The following is an 18,221-nucleotide window of genomic DNA, read 5'->3' on the forward strand; positions in this document are numbered from 1 at the left end:
TGCGCGGGGCGGGACTCGAACCCGCACTCGGTTGCCCGAAGGGGATTTTAAGTCCCCCGCGTCTACCATTTCGCCACCCGCGCCGCGCAGCGCGACCAGCCGCGCGCCACCGCGCGCGCCGAGCCACCGCACCGCCTCGACATGAGAAAAAACAAAAGACGAGACCACGAGCCCCGCCCCCTCGCGTCTTCCCGTCTTCTCGCCTTCTCGTCCTCCAGATCAGAAGCGGGAAACGGGACTCGAACCCGCGACCCCAACCTTGGCAAGGTTGTGCTCTACCAACTGAGCTATTCCCGCGACGCGCGAAGTATAGCCGTCGCGCCGCGTGGCAAACAAGACGAGCGCTGTCGCCCTCCACGCCGCGCGTCCGTCGCCCCGTGCGCTCGCGCGCACGCCGACGCCGACGCCTACGCCTCGATCCGTGCGCCGGCGTTCGGCCGGGTGAGCCAGATACGAGGGGCACGCCCCCACGCCCGCTCGAAGGCATGGGAGAGGTCCGGGACGACGCTGCGCAGCGCCTCCTCCTCCCCCACCACGATCGCGCACCCGCCCCATCCCGCCCCGGTCAACCGGGCCCCGGCGATCCCCACGCGGGCCACGCAGTGCTCCACGATCCAGTCGAGTTCGGGGGAGGAGCACTCGTAGTCGTCGCGCAGCGACCGGTGCGACGCGTTCAAGAGGCGCCCCAGGCGCTCGCCCATCCCCCCGGCCGCGCACTCCTGCACGAAGTCGTGCACCCGCTGGTTCTCGCTCACCACGTGCCGCGCCCGGCGGTCGAGCGGGGGCGGGAGCCGGGCGTCGGCCAGCGCCTGCGGCGTCGCGCGCGCGAGCGCCCGCAGCCCGGGATCGCGCGTGCGCAGGATGGCGAGGGCCGCATCGCACTCGGCGCGACGGGTGTTGAAGGCCGACGCGACGAGGGCGCGGGGGGCCAGCGTGTCGACGATGAGGACGCCGCGCGCGAAGGGGACGGCCCGCGCCTCCTGCGTGTCGCACCGGAGGTGCAACGCGTGCCCCTCGCGGCACAGCGCGCTCGCGAACTGGTCCATGATCCCGCAGGCGACGCCGACGAACTCGGACTCGGCGCGGTGGGCCGCCAGCGCCACTTCGCGCAGGGTGCACGCGGCACCGCCACCCGCCGCAGCCGGGGCGGCGTCCATCGGGACTCCCTCGAGGGCGAGGGCGGCGAGGATGGTGGCCACCTCCAGCGACGCCGACGACGAGAGCCCGGCCCCCATCGGGACGTCGCTCGCCACCGCGACCTCGCGCGCGCCGCGCCCGCCGCCTAACGCTTCGGCGGCCACCAGCGCCCCGGCCACGTAGTCCCACCACGCGTGAGCCGCCCTGGCATCGGCGTGGCGCCACGCCCCCGCCTCCCCGCGCTCGCGCGAGACGGCCCGCGACTCGCCGTCGCGCGAGTGCCCCATGGCCACCCACGTGCGCTGGGCGATGGCAATCGGGAGGACGGCGCCGCCGTTGTAGTCGGTGTGCTCGCCGATGAGGTTCACCCGCCCGGGGGCCGAGGCGACCACGGCCGGCCGACGGCCATAGGCGAGGGTGAAGAGCGCCTCGACCTGCGCTCGCCCTACCCCCTCACCCGCATCCCCCGTCACGGGGCGACACCGAGCGCGTGCACGGCGTACCACAGGGTGTATGCCAGCAACCCGGCCAGCGAGGCGTCGCCGCCATCGGCCGTGGCCCGTCCCTCGGCGTCCACCTGCTCCGCCGCCAGCCCCTGGTGCAACGGGGCGCGCCGAAGCCACTGCATGACCTCCTTCGCATCCGGGCCAAGGAGCCGCGCGATCTGCTGCGCCAGGACGCGAGGTTGCAGGTCGATGGAGCGCACGGTCCGCCGGTAGGCGGAGTCGCGGCGGTCGAGCGTCTCGTACATCGGGAGCCAGACGACCGACGCGGCCGGCTCGTCGTCGGCGACCGCCTCGCCACCCAGGTTCACCGCCGACATGAGGATGGGCTTGCCGCCGCGCTCACCGGCGAAGTGGCGCTGGATCGCCGCGCGCACCGCCTCCGGGTCCTCGACGCCGCGCGCCGTCTCCTCGTCGAGGGTGCGGCGGAAGACGTCGAGCGCCTGAGCCGCCACGGCATTCCCGTGCAGCGTGTACGGGAAGGCCGCCGGACGACCGGCGGGGGTGATCTCGGTCGAGTACAGCGGGATGGCCTCGTGCCGGCGGGCGCTGATGTCCTCGTGCGAGCCGTAGAGCGTATCGGCGATGATCGGTTCCTCGACGATCTGGTCGTCGCCGGTCTCGCGGATGTAGCGATCGATGGCGAGGGCGTAGGCGCCCGCCCCCTCGAGCGAGAAGCCGGGTTCGAACAGCGTCCCGTCCAGGTAGCGCACGCCGACGCCGGGGGAGTAGCCGTGCAGCTCACAGGCGCGCAGGATCAGCTCGCGCGCCAGCGGCGCATCCGCCAGCTGCACCGCGGGGATGGTCCACATCAGCGCCTCCCACTCGCGCACCGTGACGCCGCGCGAGTGCCACGGGACGCGCGAGCGCACGAGGTAGAAATGCGCGTCGTCGAGCGCCCGCCCCACACCGTAGAAGTAGGCGAAGAGCAGGTTGCGGTTGATGATCGTGTCGATGCCGTCGTGCCCGCTGGTCTGCTCCAGCGCGCGAAGGGCGTCGCGCGTGGCCGAGAGCAGGGAGCGCCAGCCGCGACGACGCATCACGGCGACCGTCGCCTCGGCGCCATCGCCCTCCGGCCCGACCGCGAGGAAGAAGGCCGCCTCGGCCATCCCCGCCGGCGGGACGCGCACCTCGCGCTGGATGGCGTATTCCCGCTCGTTAGGGACCTCGATGGTCGCCCCCCCATCGGCGCCGATCGCGACGGCGACGAGCCCGGGGACGGCGTCCCCGCCGAGGATCACCGCCTCGGTGGCGCCGCGCCGCACCGCATGCGCATCCACGAACGGGCGCGCCGCCTTTACGCGCAGCTGGCGGTGCCCCAGCGTCCCTTCCAGCCCCACCGTCACCTGCACGCTCCCCTGCCCCCGGTTCTCGAAGGCGAAGGCATACACCGCCCCCGCCGTGTCGGCGTCGCGCCCGTAGGGAGCGAAGATGGTCGCACGCACGACCAGCGAACCGATCGTGGCGGTGAACGTCGGGAGCCAGCCGAAGGCACGTTCCCACGCCAGCGTGGTACGAGTCCATTCCACCGCGACGCCGTCGATCGCGAGGACCGGTCGCGCCAGGGCGGGCTCACGGCCACTCGCAAAATCGGCCCCGCCGGCAAATTCCACCGCCGCGCGGGCGCCCCGGTGCAACGTGCCGACCGCGTGGAGGGAACCGTCGACCGGGTGGATGCACGGGAGCGAGATCCAGTGGTTGCCGGTGAGTTGCCAGGGGATCGGGGGAATCGGCGAAGCGTTCACGGCTCAATTACTTTCGATGATGCGGGACTCGGTCCGGGCGCCGGCGTGGCGCACGGCGCGGGGGCCGCCATTTCCAGATGCCTCAACTTACCGTGCCGACCCAACAGCTCAAACGACGTTGCGCGCGAGCAGGCGCTGCGGCTTGGATAGTCCCGGCACTCGCCCTCCTGCCGGGCGTCGCCGGGGCGCAGCGCGCCCTCGGCCCGTCGGACGATGCCACCGTCCTCCCCCGCGGCGTCCTGCGGATCGGCTTGCAGCCGACCTTCGGTCGCGCGAACGAGCGGTTCGGCAACGGGGGGAACGGGCGCAGCGAAGGGACCGTGGAACGTCTCGGTGTCGACTACGACCTCGACTCGCTGGGCCCGGCACGCTTCGAGCCCCTCCGTCCGCTGACGTCGGCCCTGCAGGCGCTCACCGGCAAGACCGACGTCGCCAGCTCGCTGGGAAGGTTGCGCGTCGACTTCGACGCCTCGCGAGTCACCACCCCCATCTCCCTCGAGTACGGGGTGACGCGGCGCATCATGCTCGGCGTGATGGTCCCCTACGTGAAAACGCGCAACGAGGTCTCGCTCATCCCGAACCCCGGCCGCAACGAGGGGACGATGGGGGTGAACCCGGCGCTCGCGCACGAGGGCGCCCGGGCGCAGAACCTTGCCGTCTCCACCCAGCTCGGCGAGGCGGTCAGCCGTCTCCAGGGGCTGCTCGCCAGCTGCACCGGAAGCGCCGCCCCGGAGTGCGCCGCCATCAACGCCGATCGCGCACGGGCCACGCAGCTGGCGGGGAGCGGGGCGATGGTCGTCTCGGCCATCGGGCGCGTCTACGGCACGCGCGCCGGCGAGGGGGCGCGCTTCGCCCCGGTCGAGGGGTCGGCGCTCCAGAACGACGTCTTCGCACGTCTCGCCTCCCTCTCCACCGCGTTCGCCGGTTTCCTGGGCGCGCCGTCCGGCCGGGCCAACTGGGTCGATGCACGGCCCATCGGGGCCCCGCTGATGGGACTGGCCGACCTGAACGCCATCGTGAGCGACTCGGCGTTCGGCATCGGTGCCGTGCCGCTGGAGACGGTGGAGCGCTCGCACATCGGCGACGTCGAGGTGGGAGCCAAGATCCTCCTGTATGACGGACTGGGGGCCCGCCCCCCGCAGCGCGTCGACTCTCGCGGCTTCAAGTTCCGACTCGCGGTCGGCGGCGTGTATCGCCGCGGGACGGCGCAGCTGGACTCTCCCGACGACTTTGCCGACATCGGGACCGGCGACGGGCAGGATGACATCGAGGGGCGCGTCTTCGCCGACCTGCTCTTCGGCCGGCGGTTCTGGGCCTCCATCGTCGCGCGCTACGGCGTGCAGCAAGCCGACGAGCAGTACCTGCGCATCACCGATACCCCCAACGCCCCGTTCGCTCCGCTGTACCGCCGCCAGTACGTGGGACGTGACCTGGGCGACTACTTCGTGGGCGAGTTCTCGCCGCGCATCGGGATCACCGATGCGCTGATGGCCAGCGCCACGTACAGCTACTACCGCAAGGGCGAGGATTCGTACACGGGGAGCTTCCCGGTCACCAACCTCGCCGGGGAGTCGGTGACGCTGGACGCGTCGGCGCTCGATGCGGGAACGGCGCGCACCGAACAGCGCCTCGTCGCGGGATTCACGTACTCCACGATGGCCGCCTGGTACCGCGGGCGCTCGACGCTTCCGCTCGAGGTGAGCTACATGGTGGGGCAGTCGATGCGTGGGACGGGGAACGCCCCGAAGACCTTCACGCAGGCCATCGGGCTGCGCGTCTATGCCCGGCTGTTCGGCTCCGCCGAGTCGCGCCCGCTCCCCCGTCCCCGCGTGGTTCGTTAGGCGCGTCGCGGCGCCCGGGCGTCGCCGCGCGTGCCGAAGCGCGTGCCGAAGCGCGTGCCGAAGCGCGTGCCGAAGCGCGTGCCGAAGCGCGTGCCGAAGCGCGTGCCGAAGCGCGTGACGGAGGGTGGGGCGTGGCGCGCTTCGTCATTCGTTCCGTCCGGCGTTCCGCCGGGCGCGCGCCCTCCCCTTGCCGGGGACGGCAGGAGTGGCCCGGGGTGGGGCGCTGGCCGCTGCCTCCAGCAATTCGCGGGCGTGTGCCCGGCTCGCGTCGCTCTCCGGGTCCCCCCCCAACATGCGGGCGATCTCGGTGACGCGCGCCTCGCCGTCCACCACGCGCAGGTCGGCCGTGGTCACCCCGCCCCGGGCTCCCTTGCTCACCACGATGTGGTGGTGGGCGCGCGCCGCGATCTGCGGGAGGTGGGTGATGGCCAGGACCTGATGGTGCTCCGCCACCTTGCGCATCGTGTCGCCGACACAGAGGCCGACGCGTCCGCCGATCCCGGCGTCGACCTCGTCGAAGATCAACGTCGGAACGCCGTCGAGCCGGGCCAGGATCGTCTTGAGGGCGAGCATGACACGGGCCAGCTCGCCGCCCGATGCCACGCGCGCCAGGGCCCGTGCCTCGAGCCCCACGTTGAGCGCCACGCGGTACTCCACCTCCTCTGCCCCGTTGCGCCCGACCTCGGTGCGCGGGGTGAGCGCCACCGTGAGTCGCCCGTCGGCGAGCCCCAAGTCGGGGAAGACGCCGTCGACCGCGCGCTCGAGGGCGCGTGCGGCCGCCGCGCGGGACTGGCTGAGGGCGGTGGCCTCGCGGGCGAGGGCGGCCGCGAGCTGCGCCTCGCGCTGCGCCAGCACGCCGAGGTCGAGTCCGGCCGTGTCGACGAGATCGAGCTCGCCCTGCGACTCGCGCAGCGTCGCCAACGCCGCCTCCACGCTCCCGCCATGCTTGCGCGTGAGGCGGAAGACGAGGTCGCGGCGGCGCTCGAGCTCGGCCAGGCGCCCGGGATCGGCGTCGAGCCGCCCCTCGTAGTCGGCCACCTCACGGGCGAGCTCCTCCAGCTGCACGAAGGCGGCATCCAGCATCTCCTGCAGCGGGCCGAGGGTGGGATCGAGGCGCGCGGCCGCGCCTAACGCGCGCTGCGCCGCCCCCAGGCGGCGCAGCGCCGATTCGTCGTCGCCGTCGATCGCTTCGCGGAGGTGGACGGCGTGCGCGCGCAGCTCTTCCACGTGCGAGAGCCGACGCACCTCCTCGTCGAGCCGCCCCTCCTCCCCGACCACGAGTCGCGCCTCCTCGAGTTCCCGGACGACGTGCCGCAGGTAATCGGCGCGGCGCTCGGCATCCGAACGGCGCGAGGACAGGGTGGCGACCTGCGTGCGGACCTGGGCCAGGGCATCGAACGCCTCGGTGACCCGCGCGCCCTGTGCCGTCGCCCCGCCGAAGGCATCCAGCACGCTCCGCTGCACGTCGGGATCGAGCAAGGTCTGCGACTCGTGCTGCCCGTGGATGTTGACGAGCGCGCGCCCCACTTCGGCCAGGATCCCGGTCGTGACGGTGGAGCCGTTGATCCACGCGCGGCTCCGGCCGCCGCTGGAGATCTCCCGTCGCAGGACGACGAGCCCGTCCTCGACCTCGACCCCGCGCCCGTCGAGGGTGGCAAGCACATCGGGGCGCGTGCCGGCGTCGAAGACCCCTTCGACACTCGCCTTGTCGGCCCCGCCGCGCACCAGGTCGGCGCTCCCCCGCTCGCCCAGCAGGAGCCCCAGCGCCTCGACGATGATGGACTTCCCCGCTCCCGTCTCCCCCGACAGGACGTTGAAGCCGGGCCGGAGCGGAAGCGCGACCGACTCGAGGATGGCGACGTTGCGGATGCGCAGTTCCGTCAGCATGCCTTACCGACAGTCGCCCCCGGGGGCGCTCCAGCCGAGCTTGCGCCGCATGCGCCAGAAGAAGGTCATCTCCGGGAACCGGACGAGAAGGACGACGCGCGCGGCGCGCCGGACGGTGAGGCGTTGCCCGCTCCCGAAGCTGCTCCCGACCTGTCCGTCGATCGTCACCAATTGATCGCTCTCCGTATCCTCGACGCGCACGGCCACCTCGGCGGTGGGGGGGAGGAGGAGGGGGCGGATGGAGAGCGAGTGGGCGGAGATCGGGGTCAGGATGATCGACTCCAGCGCCGGGTCGACCACCGGCCCCCCGGCCGAGAGCGAGTAGGCCGTCGACCCGGTCGGGGTCGAGATCACGATGCCGTCGGCGGCGAACTGCGCGATCTCCTCGCCGTTCACCTCCACGTGCAGGCGCACGACGCGCGCCTTCCCGTCCTGCTTGATGACGACGTCGTTGAGGGCGTACCACGACGAGGCGGGAACGCCGTCCTCGGCGACGGTCGCCTCGAGCGCCATGCGGGCGTCGGAGACGTAGTCGCCGGCGACGAAGCGGCGCAGCGCGCCGTCGAGGTCCTCGCGGCTGCACGCCGTGAGGAAGCCGAGCCGCCCGACGTTGACGCCAAGGATGGGCACCTGGCGCCCGGCCAGGAGCCGTGCGGCCCTGAGGAGGGTCCCGTCCCCGCCTAACGTCATGAGGGCGTCGACGCACCCGGGGTCGTCCATCACCGGGAGGTCGGGCGCCATGGCGCGCAGCGGGGGCTCCAGGGCGAGCGCGATCCCGAGCGCCGGTGCGAGCCGGCGCAGCATCTCGATGAGCGGGGGGAGGTCGTCGTACCCCTGGTGCCCGACGACGCCGAGACGCATCACCCGGCGAGCGCCTCGCTCTCGTGGAGGGCCCGCACGCGCGCCGCGATGCCGGCGACGTCGAGGCCGCACAGAGCCAGCTGCCGCGTGCGCGACGCCGCGACGACGATGCGGTCGGGGACCCCGTGCGCCACCACCCGCACCGCCGGCTCCTGCCGCTCCACGATGGCGGCGAGATAGGCGCCGAAGCCGTTGGCGACCGTCCCTTCCTCGACGACGAGGAGCGTCCGGTGCCCCGTCAGCAGCTCGGCGAGCGTCCCCTCGTCATGGGGCTTGAGGTAGCGGCAGTTCACGACCGTGACATCGAGCCCCTCCGCGCCTAACGATTCGGCGGCATCGAGCGAGGGATGGACCATCGTCCCGACGGCAAGGATGGCCACGCCGTCGCTCCCGCGGCGGAGCACTTCCCACGTGGCGTGGGGCGTGGCCGCGATCTCGCGCATCGGGGGCACGAGGTCGGGGGCGGCGTCACGCGGGTAACGGAGGCAGAAGGGCCCGCGGTCCTGCGACACGCCGGCCCGCAGCAGGGCCAGCATCTCCGTCCCGTCCTTCGGGGCGGTGACGGTCATGTTGGGGACCGCCAGCATGTAGGCGATGTCGTAGAGCCCCATGTGCGTCTCGCCGTCCTCGCCGACCACCCCCGCGCGATCCATGCAGAACACGACCGGGAGCGACTGCAGCGCCACGTCATGGATCACGTTGTCGTACGCCCGCTGCAGGAAGGTGGAGTAGATCGCCGCCACGGGACGAATCCCCCGGGTGGCCAGCCCCGCGGCGAACGTGACGGCGTGCCCCTCGGCGATCCCGACGTCGAAGAAGCGCGAGGGGTGTGCCTTGGCGACCACGCCCGTCCCCGTGCCACTGGGCATGGCGGCGGTGATCGCCACCACGTCGGTGCGCTCGCTCATCAACTCGCTGAGCCCCTTGCCGAACACCGCGGTGTACGCCGGGTTCGCCGACGAGGCCTTGAGCGGCTTCCCCGTCGCGGGGTCGTGCCCCGGCGGGAGGGCGTGCCACTTCTCCACGTGCTCCCCGGCGGGGAATCCCCTCCCCTTCTGCGTGACGACGTGCACCAGGCGCGGACCGCCCCGCTCGCGCACCACCTCGAAGGTGTCGATCAGCGCGTCCAGGTCGTGGCCGTCGAGGGGGCCGAAATAGCGGAAGCCGAGCTCCTCGAAGAGGACGCCGGGCGTCAGGAACGACTTGACGCTCTCTTCCCACTTTCGTACGAGCGTGTTGAGCGCCTCGTGGGCCCCGACGAACCCGCCGATCCGGTCGCGCAGGCGGTTGTACAGCGGATTGCGTTGCACCTGCGTGAGGTAGCGCGACATCGCCCCGACGTTGGGCGCGATCGACATCTCGTTGTCGTTGAGCACCACGACGACGTCACGATCGGAATGGCCAGCGTTGTTCAAGCCCTCGTAGGCGAGCCCGCTGGTCAACGACCCGTCGCCGATGATGGCCACCACCTTGTAGTCGTCGCCCTGGAGGTCACGCCCGGCGGCGATGCCGAGCGCCGCGGAGATCGACGTGGCCGCGTGCCCGGCGCCGAAGGTGTCGTACTCGCTCTCGCTCCGCTTGAGGAAGCCCGACAGCCCCCCCTCCTGCCGCAGGGTCTCCATCCGGTCGTTGCGCCCGGTGAGGAGCTTGTGCGGGTACCCCTGGTGCCCCACGTCCCAGACCAGCTGGTCACGCGGCGTCTCGAACACGTAATGCAGCGCGATGGAGAGCTCCACCACCCCCAGTCCCGCCCCGATGTGGCCTCCGGTCCGCGAGCAGACGTCGATCAGGCGTGCGCGCATCTCCGCGGCCAGCGCGCGCAGTTCGTCGCGCGAGAGGTGGCGGAGGTCGGCAGGTGAGGCGAGACGTTCGAGGATAGACATGATCGGAAGGTGCGCAAGTTGCCCTATCGGGGGAAGCTCTCGAAGCCATCTCGCACACGGTCGACGCCGCCCCCAGCCGGCCCGCGGCCGTCGGTCGTGCGCGAGATGCCCTGTCCCCTCATGAACGACGGTCGATCGCGTAGCGTGCCAGCGCGACGAGCGGCTCGGAGGCGATCCCCGCCCCACGCAAGGCCCCGACCCCCTGGTCCACCAGCGCCGCCGCGCGGGCGCGGGCCCCCGCGACGCCGAGCAGCGCCGGGTACGTCCCCTTGCGCAGCGCCACGTCACGCCCGGCGGTCTTTCCCAGCTGCGACGTCGTCGCGGTCACGTCGAGAACGTCGTCGGCGATCTGGAACGCCAGCCCGATCGCCGCGCCGTAACGCCCCAGCGCCTCCACGCGATGCGCCGCCGCGCGCGCCGCCATGGCCCCCACGCGCACCGACGCCTCGATCAATGCCCCGGTCTTTCCCCGGTGGATGCGCTCCAGCTCCTCCAGCTCGGGCGAATGCCCCTCGGCGTCGAGGTCGAGCAGCTGCCCACCGATCATGCCCCCCGCCCCCGACGCGCGCATGAGCACCTGCACGATCGCCCCCGCTTCGGCGAGGCCGACCCCCAGGGCGCGCGCGGCCCGGAACGCGCTTCGGGCCGCGAGCGGAACCATCGCCACCCCGGCCGTCGTGGCCGTCCCGACGTCGAACGCCCGGTGCAGCGTGGGGCGCCCGCGCCGCACATCGTCGTCGTCCATGCACGGCAGGTCGTCGTGCGCCAGCGAGTAGGCGTGCACGACCTCGACCGCCGCGGCGAGCGGGGCGGCGTCGCCCGCCCCTGGAAGCCGCGCAGCCGCTTCCCTTCGCCTAACAGCGCGTAGCAGGCCGCCTCCGCCACCCGCGGCGTGAACGCGCCCCGCGCCTCGTCGCACACCCGCGCGAGCGCCGCGTCGATCGACGCGCGCTCTGCGGCCAGCGCCTCCAGCAGCTCACTCACCGAGCGCGGTCGCCTCCAGCACACCATCGGTGCGCTCGGTGAGCACCTTCACCGCCGCCTCGGCTCGCCCCAGCTCGGCCGTGGCCTGGCGCAGGTGGCCGATCCCTTCCTCGAAGAGCGCCAGCGCGCGATCCAGCGGGACCTGGTCGCGGTTCATCTCCTCGACGATCTCCTCGAGGCGTGCCAGCACCTGCTCGAACGTCGCCATCATGCCTGCTCCGTCTTCGGGTCGTCTTCCCGCACCACGCGCTCGACGCGGGTCTCGGCCCGCCCGTCGCGGAACCGGATGTGCACGGCGTCGCCGGTCTCCACCGATCGCGCCGACGCGAGCAGCTCCCCCGCCGGGGTGGTGGCGACCACATAGCCGCGCGTCATCGTCGCCAGCGGCGAGAGGGCGTGCAGCTGCCCCGCCACGCGCTCGAGGGTGAGGCGTCGGCGCTCCACCAGGCGCCGTGCCACCTGCTCGCCGTGGCGGGCGACCTGCTCGAGCCGACGCCGCGCGTCCCGCACCCGGGCCGCCGCCGCGGATTGCAGCTGGCGGCCAAGCGCCGCCACCTCGCGCTGCAGATCGGCCAGGACGGGGACCGCCCGCTCGGCCGCCGCCGACGGGGTCGGCGCCCGCCAGTCCGCCACGAGATCGCACAGGGTGACGTCCACCTCGTGCCCCACCGCCGAGATGATCGGGACGGGGCACGCCGCCACGGCCCGCGCCAGCTGCTCGTCGTTGAACGCCCACAAGTCCTCGCGCGAGCCCCCGCCGCGCCCGATGATCGCCGCGTCGGCCCCGCCCCAAGCCGCCAGGCGCTCGAGCGCCGCGCATAACGACGCCGGCGCCCCGTCCCCCTGCACCACCGCCGGGATCAACACCAGCTCCACCAGCGCGTTGCGGCGCTGCGTCACCGAGACGATGTCGTGCAGCACCGCCCCGCCGGGGCTCGTGATCACGGCAATGCGGCGCGGGAAGAACGGGAGCGGACGCTTGCGCGCCGGGTCCAGGAGCCCGTCACGCTCGAGGCGCGCACGCGAGAGCTCGAACGCCTTGCGCCACAGCCCGTCGCCCACGGCGTCGAGCGACTTCACCGAGAACTGCAGCGAGCCGCGTGCCGGATACAGCGTCACCTGCCCCAGCGCCACGACCGTCATCCCCTCGTCGGGAGGGGCCGGAATGCGCCGCGTCTCGCGCGACCACACCACGCAGCTCACCGACGCCTCCTGGTCGCGCAGCGTGAAGTACCAGTGGCCGTTGCGGTGCTGCTTGAAGTCCGTCACCTCGCCGCGGACCCACAGCGGCGGGAATGCCCCCTCGAGGACGTCCTTGACGGTTCGCGTGAGGGTCGCGACCGAGATTGCCGCCAGCGGGCTCTCGCCAGGTGCAAGCAGCGAGGCGTCGTCCCCCAGCGCCTCGGCCGGTACGCCCCCCCGCATGGGCGTCGACGGGATGGCGGCGCCCCCCTCGCCCTCCAGCGCAAACAGGTCCGGCGCCTCGCGGGGAGGCGTCGCGGCCCCCCGCGAACGCCGAGCCGGTGTCACGATGGCTGTGCCGGCGCCGCCTGCCGCGCCGCGCGCACGGTGTTCTTGAGGAGCATCGCGATCGTCATCGGTCCCACGCCGCCCGGGACGGGAGTGATGTGCGAGGCGACCTTCGAGGCGCTCTCGAAGTGGACGTCGCCCACGATGCGGTAGCCCCGCTTGTCGGTGGGATCGTCGACGCGCGAGATCCCCACATCGATCACCACCGCGCCCGGGCGGATCATGTCGCCGGTGATCGATTCCGGACGTCCCAGCGCCGCGATGACGATGTCGGCGCGGCGCGTGTGCGCCGCGAGGTCACGCGTCCGGGAGTGGCACACCGTCACCGTGCAGTCGCCTCCCGCACCCTGCTGGATCAGGAGCGACGCCATCGGCTTCCCCACGATGTTGCTGCGCCCCACGACCACGACGTCCTTTCCCGAAGTCGAGATCCCGTAGCGCACGAGAAGCTCCTGCACCCCGGCCGGCGTGCATGGGGCGAACCCGTCCTTCTCACCGATGAGGAGCTTCCCCACGTTCACCGGGTGGAAGCCGTCCACATCCTTGTGCGGGGCAATGCGACGCACGACGGTATTGGCGTCCATGTGCTTCGGGAGCGGGCTCTGCACCAGGATGCCGTGCACCGTCGGGTCGGCGTTGAGACGATCGATGAGCGCCTCCAGCTCGGCCTGCGCCGTCTCGGCGGGGAGGCGAATGGTCTCCCCCTTCATCCCGGCCTCGACGCTCGCCTTCTCCTTGGACTTCACGTACGACTGGCTGGCCGGATCCTCGCCGACGATCACCACCGTCAGTCCCGGCGTGATTCCCCTGGCCTTGAGCTCGGCCACTTCGCGCGCCACGTCCTCGCGAACGGCGCGGGCCACCGCCACGCCATCGATGCGCTGCGCCAGCTGGTGCGTGCTATCGTGCGACATCCACCGCCCTCGTCTCTCGGATGATGACCACCTTGATCTGTCCCGGATATTGCAGCTCGGCCTCGATGCGCCGCGCGATCTCGTCGGCGAGCGCTCCCATCCGCACGTCGTCCACTCCGTCCGGCGTGACGATCACGCGCAACTCGCGCCCCGCCTGGATGGCGTAGACCTTGTCCACCCCCTTGTAGCTCGAGGCGATCTTCTCCAGCCCCTCGAGGCGCTTCACGTACGTCTCGAACGCCTCGCGGCGCGCCCCGGGGCGCGACCCCGAGATCGCGTCCGCCGCCTGCACCAGCACCGAGATCTCGCTCTCGTGCGGGACGTCGTCGTGGTGGGCGGCGATGGCGTTGATGATGAGCGGATGCTCGCCGTATTTCGTCGCGACCTCGACCCCGAGCTGGACGTGCGTCCCTTCGTGCTCGTGCGTCAGGACCTTGCCGATGTCGTGCAGCAGCGCCCCTCGCTTGGCCATCGCCACGTCGAGCCCGAGCTCGGTAGCCATGATCCCCGCAAGGTGCGCCACTTCCTTCGAGTGATCGAGGATGTTCTGTCCGTAGCTCGTGCGCCACTTCATGCGCCCGACGAGCTTGATGATTTCGGGATGCAACCCGTGGATCCCGGTCTCGTACGCCGCCTCCTCGCCCAGTTCGACGATCTGCTGGTCGACCTCCTTCCGCGACTTGGCGACCACTTCCTCGATGCGCCCCGGGTGGATGCGCCCGTCGGTGACGAGCTTTTCCAGCGAGAGCCGCGCCACCTCGCGCCGGATGGGATCGAAGCACGAGACCACGACGGTATCGGGGGTGTCGTCGATGACGACGTCCACCCCCGTCGCGAGCTCGAAGGCGCGAATGTTCCGTCCTTCGCGCCCGATGATGCGTCCCTTCATCTCGTCGTTCGGCAGCGCCACCGACGACACCGAGATCTCGCTCGTGTGCTCCGAGGCGATGCGCTGGACCGCGAGCGCGACGATCTTCTTGGCCTCGCGCTCCGCGTTCTTCCGCGCGGTCTCGCGAATTTCCCTGATCCGGTTGGCGGCGTCGGCCTCGGCTTCGCGCTCGAGTCGGGCGATCAATTCCGTCTTGGCCTCGGAGGCCGACATCCCCGCCAGCGACTCCAGGCGGCGCCGCTCGTCGGCGATGAGCCGCTCGAGTTCCTGCTCGCGCTCGGCCACCGACTTCTCCTTCCGCCCGAGGTCGCTGGCGCGACGACCGAGATCACGATCGCGTTGGTCGAGCACGTCCATCTTCTTCTCGACCTGCGCCTCGCGCTCGTCCACGCGGCGCTCCTCGCGCTCCACCTCGTCGCGGCGGTGGCGGGCTTCGACCTCCCACGCCTCGCGCAGCTTGATCAGCTCCTCCTTCCCGGCGAGGACGGCGCTCTTCCGCATGGACTCCGCCTCGCGCTCGGCGTCGCCCACGATCCGCTTGGAGAGCTCCTCGGCGGTCGCCTTGGCCTGCTTCTGTGCTCCCACCTCGGCGCTGCGTCCCGCGCGGCGCCCGAGAACGAAGAACGCTGCGGAGGCGGCAACGCACAGCACGCCCAGCGCAGCGACGAGAAACGTCGGATTCATGTCGATCTATGCTCCATCGCGGCAGCGCCACGAGGTCGAGGGAAACCACGGCTGATCGCGCATGGAGCTCATGACGCCGGGGCCTCCGATCCGACGCCGACGTAGGGCATGGGATGGGAGGCGCTAAGTCGTGCAGGAGCTACAACCTACGCCTCAGCGGGTTAGTCTCCGTCAAGCTACCTGCCGGGCGCGCACTTGGCAATTAGCCGAGTGGGTAGGACGCCCCCGACCTCAGATCGCCTGGACTTCCCCGGTGTCGCCTCGTTTGGCCGGCGGGAGCCACCGCCTGATCTCGCCCGACAAACTGTCGATGGCCTCGTCGAGCGACGCCGCCGAGGCGCGGGCCCGGAAGAGCTCATCCGTGATCTGCAGTGCCGCGAGGATGGCCGCCTTGTGGTTCTCCACCACGGGCGCCGAGTTGAGCACCCGCTTGATGGACTGGTCGACATACTGCGCCACTGCCCGCGTGTGCTCGGGCGAGGCGTCGGAGCGAATCGAGTACTCCTCTCCGACGATCATCACCTTCACCAGGTGCCGCTTCTCGCTCATCCGCGACCGCTCCCCGTAGTGGTGCCCGGCAGCGCCCGCCCCTGCTGCTGGCGGAGGAAGTGGACGCGCGCCAGGAGCTGCCGTGTGCGCTCGGTGGCGTAGACGACGCGCGCCCTCAGGTCGGCGTTCTCCAACTCCAGCGCCCGCAGGCGTTCCAGGCTCGGGGCATCGCCCCCCTGCTGCAACGCCACCTCGAGGGTCCGCACCCGCGCCTCGGCCGCCAGCGCCCGGCGGCGGAAGCCGGCCAGCTCCTCGCCGAGGTGGTGCACCAACTGCTCGAGTTGGCGGAATGCGGGCGACTCAGGCGCTTCGTGCACGGACACCGAGCTCGGTCTCGAGGGTACGGAGGATCTTCTGGCGACGGCCATCGACTTCCTTGTCGCGAAGTGTGCGCGTGGCGTCACGGAAGGTCAATCGCCACGCCACGCTCCGGTGAGCGTCGGGGACCCCGGCGCCGCGGAATTCGTCGAAGAGCTCCAGGCGTTCGAGAAGGTCGCCGCCGCTCCGGCGGATCAGCTGCTCCACCTGCGCCGCCGTCACGCCGTCCGGGACAAGCAGGGCGAGATCGAACTCCGCGGGCGGCGTGGTGGGAAGGGGGCGGTAGGTCACATGCCCCTTGGCCGGGGCGCGAGAGCTGCCCCCCGCGCCGTAGTCGTGTCCCCCCGGCGCCGCGACCGCGGCATTCGGGAGCCGTCCCAGGGTGACCTCGACGCCGAACGCGTCCTGCGCCCAGACCGGCTTGTCCAGGGCCATCCGCTCGACGGTCCCCACCTCGCCCCCCTTGGCCGAGATGCGCCAGAGCACGGGGGCGCCGTCGCCCGCCTCGAGCGTGATCCGCATCCCGGGGTACGCCAGCTCCGCGATTCGCTCGCCGAGCGCCTTGGCGTCCCACGCGTCGAATACCTCCTTGGCGCGGTCGGTGAAGTGCGGCGGACGCCGGCTCCCCATCACGAGGGCCCCGACACGCACCTTTTCCACCGGCAGCTGTCCGTCGCGCGGCGCAAAGACCGACCCGACCTCGAAGAGGCGCACGTCCCCCTGCATCCGGCTCAGGTTGTACTCGGCGCGCCGGGCGAGCGTCTCGAGGATCGAGACACGCAGGTGCGGTTCGTCCTCGGCGAGCGGATTCTCCACGCGCGCGTGCGTCGCGTCGTCGCCGGCGACGAAGGGGAGCGGGCGCACCTCGAAGAGTCCCATCCCCACCAGCGCGTCGCGGATGCGGCGCCCCGTCACGTGCAACGGATGGTCGGGGACGGTGCCGGGACGGAACGGGAGGACCACGTCGGGGAGCGCGTCGTAGCCCCGCAGCCGCGCCACCTCTTCCACCAGGTCGGCGTCGCGCGACACGTCGTGACGCCAGGAGGGGGGCGTGACGTCGAGCGTCTCCTCGCCATCGCCCCGGGAGGCGACGGCGAATCCAACGGACGACAGCAGGCGCGTCACCTCGGCGGCATCGACACGCTGGCCGAGGAGCCGCTCCACGCGGCGGGAGGTGATGGCGACGCTCGCGCGCGACGCGGGAGCGCGCCCGAGGTCGATCGCCTGGCCGTCCACTTCACCGCCCGCCAGCATCGTGATGAGCTGGGCGGCGATGGAGAGTGCGTGCGGGGCGATGTCCGGGTCGATCCCGCGCTCGAAGCGGTAACTGGCGTCGGTGCCGAGCCCGAGCTGCCGCCGCGTGGGGCGCACGTGGCGCGGCGTGAAGTACGCCACCTCGAGGAAGACGTCGGTGGTGGTGGCCGAGACCTCGCTCTCCTTTCCGCCGATGACGCCGGCCACCGCCACCGCCCGCTCCGCGTCGGCGATGACCGTCATCCGCGGGTCGAGCGTGCGCGAGACCCCATCGAGGGTCACCAGCGTCTCACCCGCGCGGGCGCGCCGCACCACCACGGTCTGTTGCGCCAGTCGCGACAGGTCGAATGCGTGCATCGGCTGCCCATAGCCATGCAGCATGTAGTTGGTCACGTCGACCACGTTCGAGATGGAGCGGAGCCCGAGCGCCGAGAGCCGGCGCACGAGCCACTCCGGGCTCGGGGCCACCTTCACCCCGCGGATCACCACGCCCATGTAGCGGGGACAGCCCTCGGCGTCGTCCAGCTGGACGGTCACCCCGCCGCTCGTCGCGCGGGTCATGTCATGCACCGCCTGCCCCCCGGCCGAGGGGACGCGCCCGCGCACGCCGTCACCGAAGCGGAGCGCGCCGGTGGCGGGGTCGAGCTCGAACAGCTCGCGCGGATCGCCGAAGGCGAGCCCCTGCAGCGCCGCGACCTCGCGCGCCATCCCGTAGTGCGACAGGAGGTCGGGGCGATTGGCCAGGACGTCGATGTCGTAGCAGACGTCGCCCACCGGGACGGCCTCGAGGAAGGGGGTGCCCGGGGCGGCATCGACGTCGAGGGCGAGGATCCCGTCGTGGTCCTCGCCGAGCCCGAGTTCGCGGGCCGAGCAGAGCATCCCGTTGGAGACCTCACCGCGAATCTTGCGGCGCTCGATCAGGATCCCGCCCTTGTTGCCGGTGGGCATGACCGTCCCCACGCGGGCAAAGGGGTAGAGCGCCCCTTCCGAGACGTTAGGCGCACCGCAGACGACGTCGAGCAGGTCCCCGCTCCCGTCGTCCACCTTGGTGACCCACAGGTGATCGGAGTTGGGGTGCCGGCCGGCCTTCACCACGCGAGCCACCACGATGCTGGCCAGGTCGGCACGCAGGCGCTCCATCCCGTCGACCGTCGCCACGTGCGCGGTGATGAGGGCGCGCAGTGCGTCGGGGGAGAGGGCGTGCGGGACGAAGCCCCGCAACCATTCATGCGAGATCAGCAT

13 protein-coding genes, 2 tRNA genes and 1 pseudogene are annotated in these 18,221 nt (G+C 72.0%); 1 reads left to right on the forward strand and 15 read right to left on the reverse strand.

Translation table 11 applies throughout. The annotated features are described in order from the left end of the window. From ABS52_03970 to ABS52_03985, 4 genes are all read right to left on the reverse strand, one after another. Positions 1-83, reverse strand: a tRNA-Leu gene (locus ABS52_03970). A 141-nt stretch (positions 84-224) separates the two neighbouring features. Further along, positions 225-297 (reverse strand) — tRNA-Gly (locus ABS52_03975). A gap of 110 nt (positions 298-407) precedes the next feature. Continuing rightward, positions 408-1,529, reverse strand: a complete 1,122-nt coding sequence (locus ABS52_03980) for a galactokinase (GenBank protein ID ODT04830.1) — start codon at positions 1,527-1,529, stop codon at positions 408-410. Between the two features lie 77 nt (positions 1,530-1,606). Then, the gene (locus tag ABS52_03985; GenBank protein ID ODT04751.1) at positions 1,607-3,385 is read right to left on the reverse strand and encodes a hypothetical protein; all 1,779 of its coding nucleotides are present in this window, start codon (positions 3,383-3,385) and stop codon (positions 1,607-1,609) included. Positions 3,386-3,636: 251 nt separating this feature from the next. Between ABS52_03985 and ABS52_03990 the strand changes: the two genes are divergently transcribed. Continuing rightward, positions 3,637-5,226: a hypothetical protein gene (locus ABS52_03990; protein ODT04752.1), complete on the forward strand. Its 1,590-nt coding sequence runs from the start codon at positions 3,637-3,639 to the stop codon at positions 5,224-5,226. 144 nt (positions 5,227-5,370) lie between these two features. On the opposite strand, the gene ABS52_03995 is transcribed toward ABS52_03990, so the two are convergent. The 11 genes and pseudogenes from ABS52_03995 to ABS52_04045 all read right to left on the reverse strand — a co-directional run bounded on the left by ABS52_03995 (position 5,371) and on the right by ABS52_04045 (position 18,221). Further along, complete coding sequence (locus ABS52_03995; protein ID ODT04753.1) at positions 5,371-7,113, reverse strand: DNA repair protein RecN; 1,743 nt, start codon at positions 7,111-7,113, stop codon at positions 5,371-5,373. 3 nt (positions 7,114-7,116) lie between these two features. Continuing rightward, entirely contained in the window at positions 7,117-7,974 is an 858-nt protein-coding gene (locus ABS52_04000; protein ID ODT04754.1) for a hypothetical protein, read from the reverse strand. Then, entirely contained in the window at positions 7,974-9,860 is a 1,887-nt protein-coding gene (locus ABS52_04005) for a 1-deoxy-D-xylulose-5-phosphate synthase (protein ODT04831.1), read from the reverse strand. Before ABS52_04005 ends, ABS52_04000 begins: the two co-directional genes overlap by 1 nt. Before the next feature lie 115 nt (positions 9,861-9,975). Then, positions 9,976-10,832 (reverse strand): annotated as a pseudogene (locus tag ABS52_04010) (hypothetical protein). 1 nt (position 10,833) lies between these two features. Next, positions 10,834-11,049, reverse strand: a complete 216-nt coding sequence (locus ABS52_04015) for an exodeoxyribonuclease VII small subunit (GenBank protein ID ODT04832.1) — start codon at positions 11,047-11,049, stop codon at positions 10,834-10,836. Beyond that, positions 11,049-12,197: an exodeoxyribonuclease VII large subunit gene (locus ABS52_04020; GenBank protein ID ODT04833.1), complete on the reverse strand. Its 1,149-nt coding sequence runs from the start codon at positions 12,195-12,197 to the stop codon at positions 11,049-11,051. The genes ABS52_04015 and ABS52_04020 overlap by 1 nt, the downstream gene beginning before the upstream one ends. Before the next feature lie 170 nt (positions 12,198-12,367). Beyond that, positions 12,368-13,285 carry a bifunctional 5,10-methylene-tetrahydrofolate dehydrogenase/5,10-methylene-tetrahydrofolate cyclohydrolase gene (locus ABS52_04025; GenBank protein ID ODT04755.1) on the reverse strand — a complete coding sequence of 306 codons (918 nt, stop codon included), beginning with the start codon at positions 13,283-13,285 and terminating at the stop codon, positions 12,368-12,370. Continuing rightward, the gene (locus ABS52_04030) at positions 13,272-14,858 is read right to left on the reverse strand and encodes a ribonuclease Y (protein ODT04756.1); all 1,587 of its coding nucleotides are present in this window, start codon (positions 14,856-14,858) and stop codon (positions 13,272-13,274) included. Before ABS52_04030 ends, ABS52_04025 begins: the two co-directional genes overlap by 14 nt. Before the next feature lie 231 nt (positions 14,859-15,089). Then, the gene (locus tag ABS52_04035; protein ID ODT04757.1) at positions 15,090-15,407 is read right to left on the reverse strand and encodes a hypothetical protein; all 318 of its coding nucleotides are present in this window, start codon (positions 15,405-15,407) and stop codon (positions 15,090-15,092) included. Beyond that, positions 15,404-15,730, reverse strand: coding sequence for a hypothetical protein (locus ABS52_04040; protein ODT04758.1), 327 nt, complete (start codon positions 15,728-15,730; stop codon positions 15,404-15,406). The genes ABS52_04035 and ABS52_04040 overlap by 4 nt, the downstream gene beginning before the upstream one ends. Further along, entirely contained in the window at positions 15,708-18,221 is a 2,514-nt protein-coding gene (locus tag ABS52_04045) for a hypothetical protein (GenBank protein ID ODT04759.1), read from the reverse strand. The genes ABS52_04040 and ABS52_04045 overlap by 23 nt, the downstream gene beginning before the upstream one ends.

It is taken from the genome of Gemmatimonadetes bacterium SCN 70-22 (genome assembly GCA_001724275.1).
In the GTDB taxonomy this organism is placed as follows: domain Bacteria; phylum Gemmatimonadota; class Gemmatimonadetes; order Gemmatimonadales; family Gemmatimonadaceae; genus SCN-70-22.

Excerpts from the sequence above, each read along its gene's own strand:
- ABS52_03995 (ODT04753.1), bottom strand. The coding sequence starts at position 7,113 with ATGCTGACGGAACTGCGCATCCGCAACGTCGCCATCCTCGAGTCGGTC.
- ABS52_04000 (ODT04754.1), bottom strand. The coding sequence starts at position 7,974 with ATGCGTCTCGGCGTCGTCGGGCACCAGGGGTACGACGACCTCCCCCCG.
- ABS52_04015 (ODT04832.1), bottom strand. The coding sequence starts at position 11,049 with ATGGCGACGTTCGAGCAGGTGCTGGCACGCCTCGAGGAGATCGTCGAG.
- ABS52_04025 (ODT04755.1), bottom strand. The coding sequence starts at position 13,285 with ATGTCGCACGATAGCACGCACCAGCTGGCGCAGCGCATCGATGGCGTG.
- ABS52_04030 (ODT04756.1), bottom strand. The coding sequence starts at position 14,858 with ATGAATCCGACGTTTCTCGTCGCTGCGCTGGGCGTGCTGTGCGTTGCC.
- ABS52_04035 (ODT04757.1), bottom strand. The coding sequence starts at position 15,407 with ATGAGCGAGAAGCGGCACCTGGTGAAGGTGATGATCGTCGGAGAGGAG.
- ABS52_04045 (ODT04759.1), bottom strand. The coding sequence starts at position 18,221 with ATGCTGATCTCGCATGAATGGTTGCGGGGCTTCGTCCCGCACGCCCTC.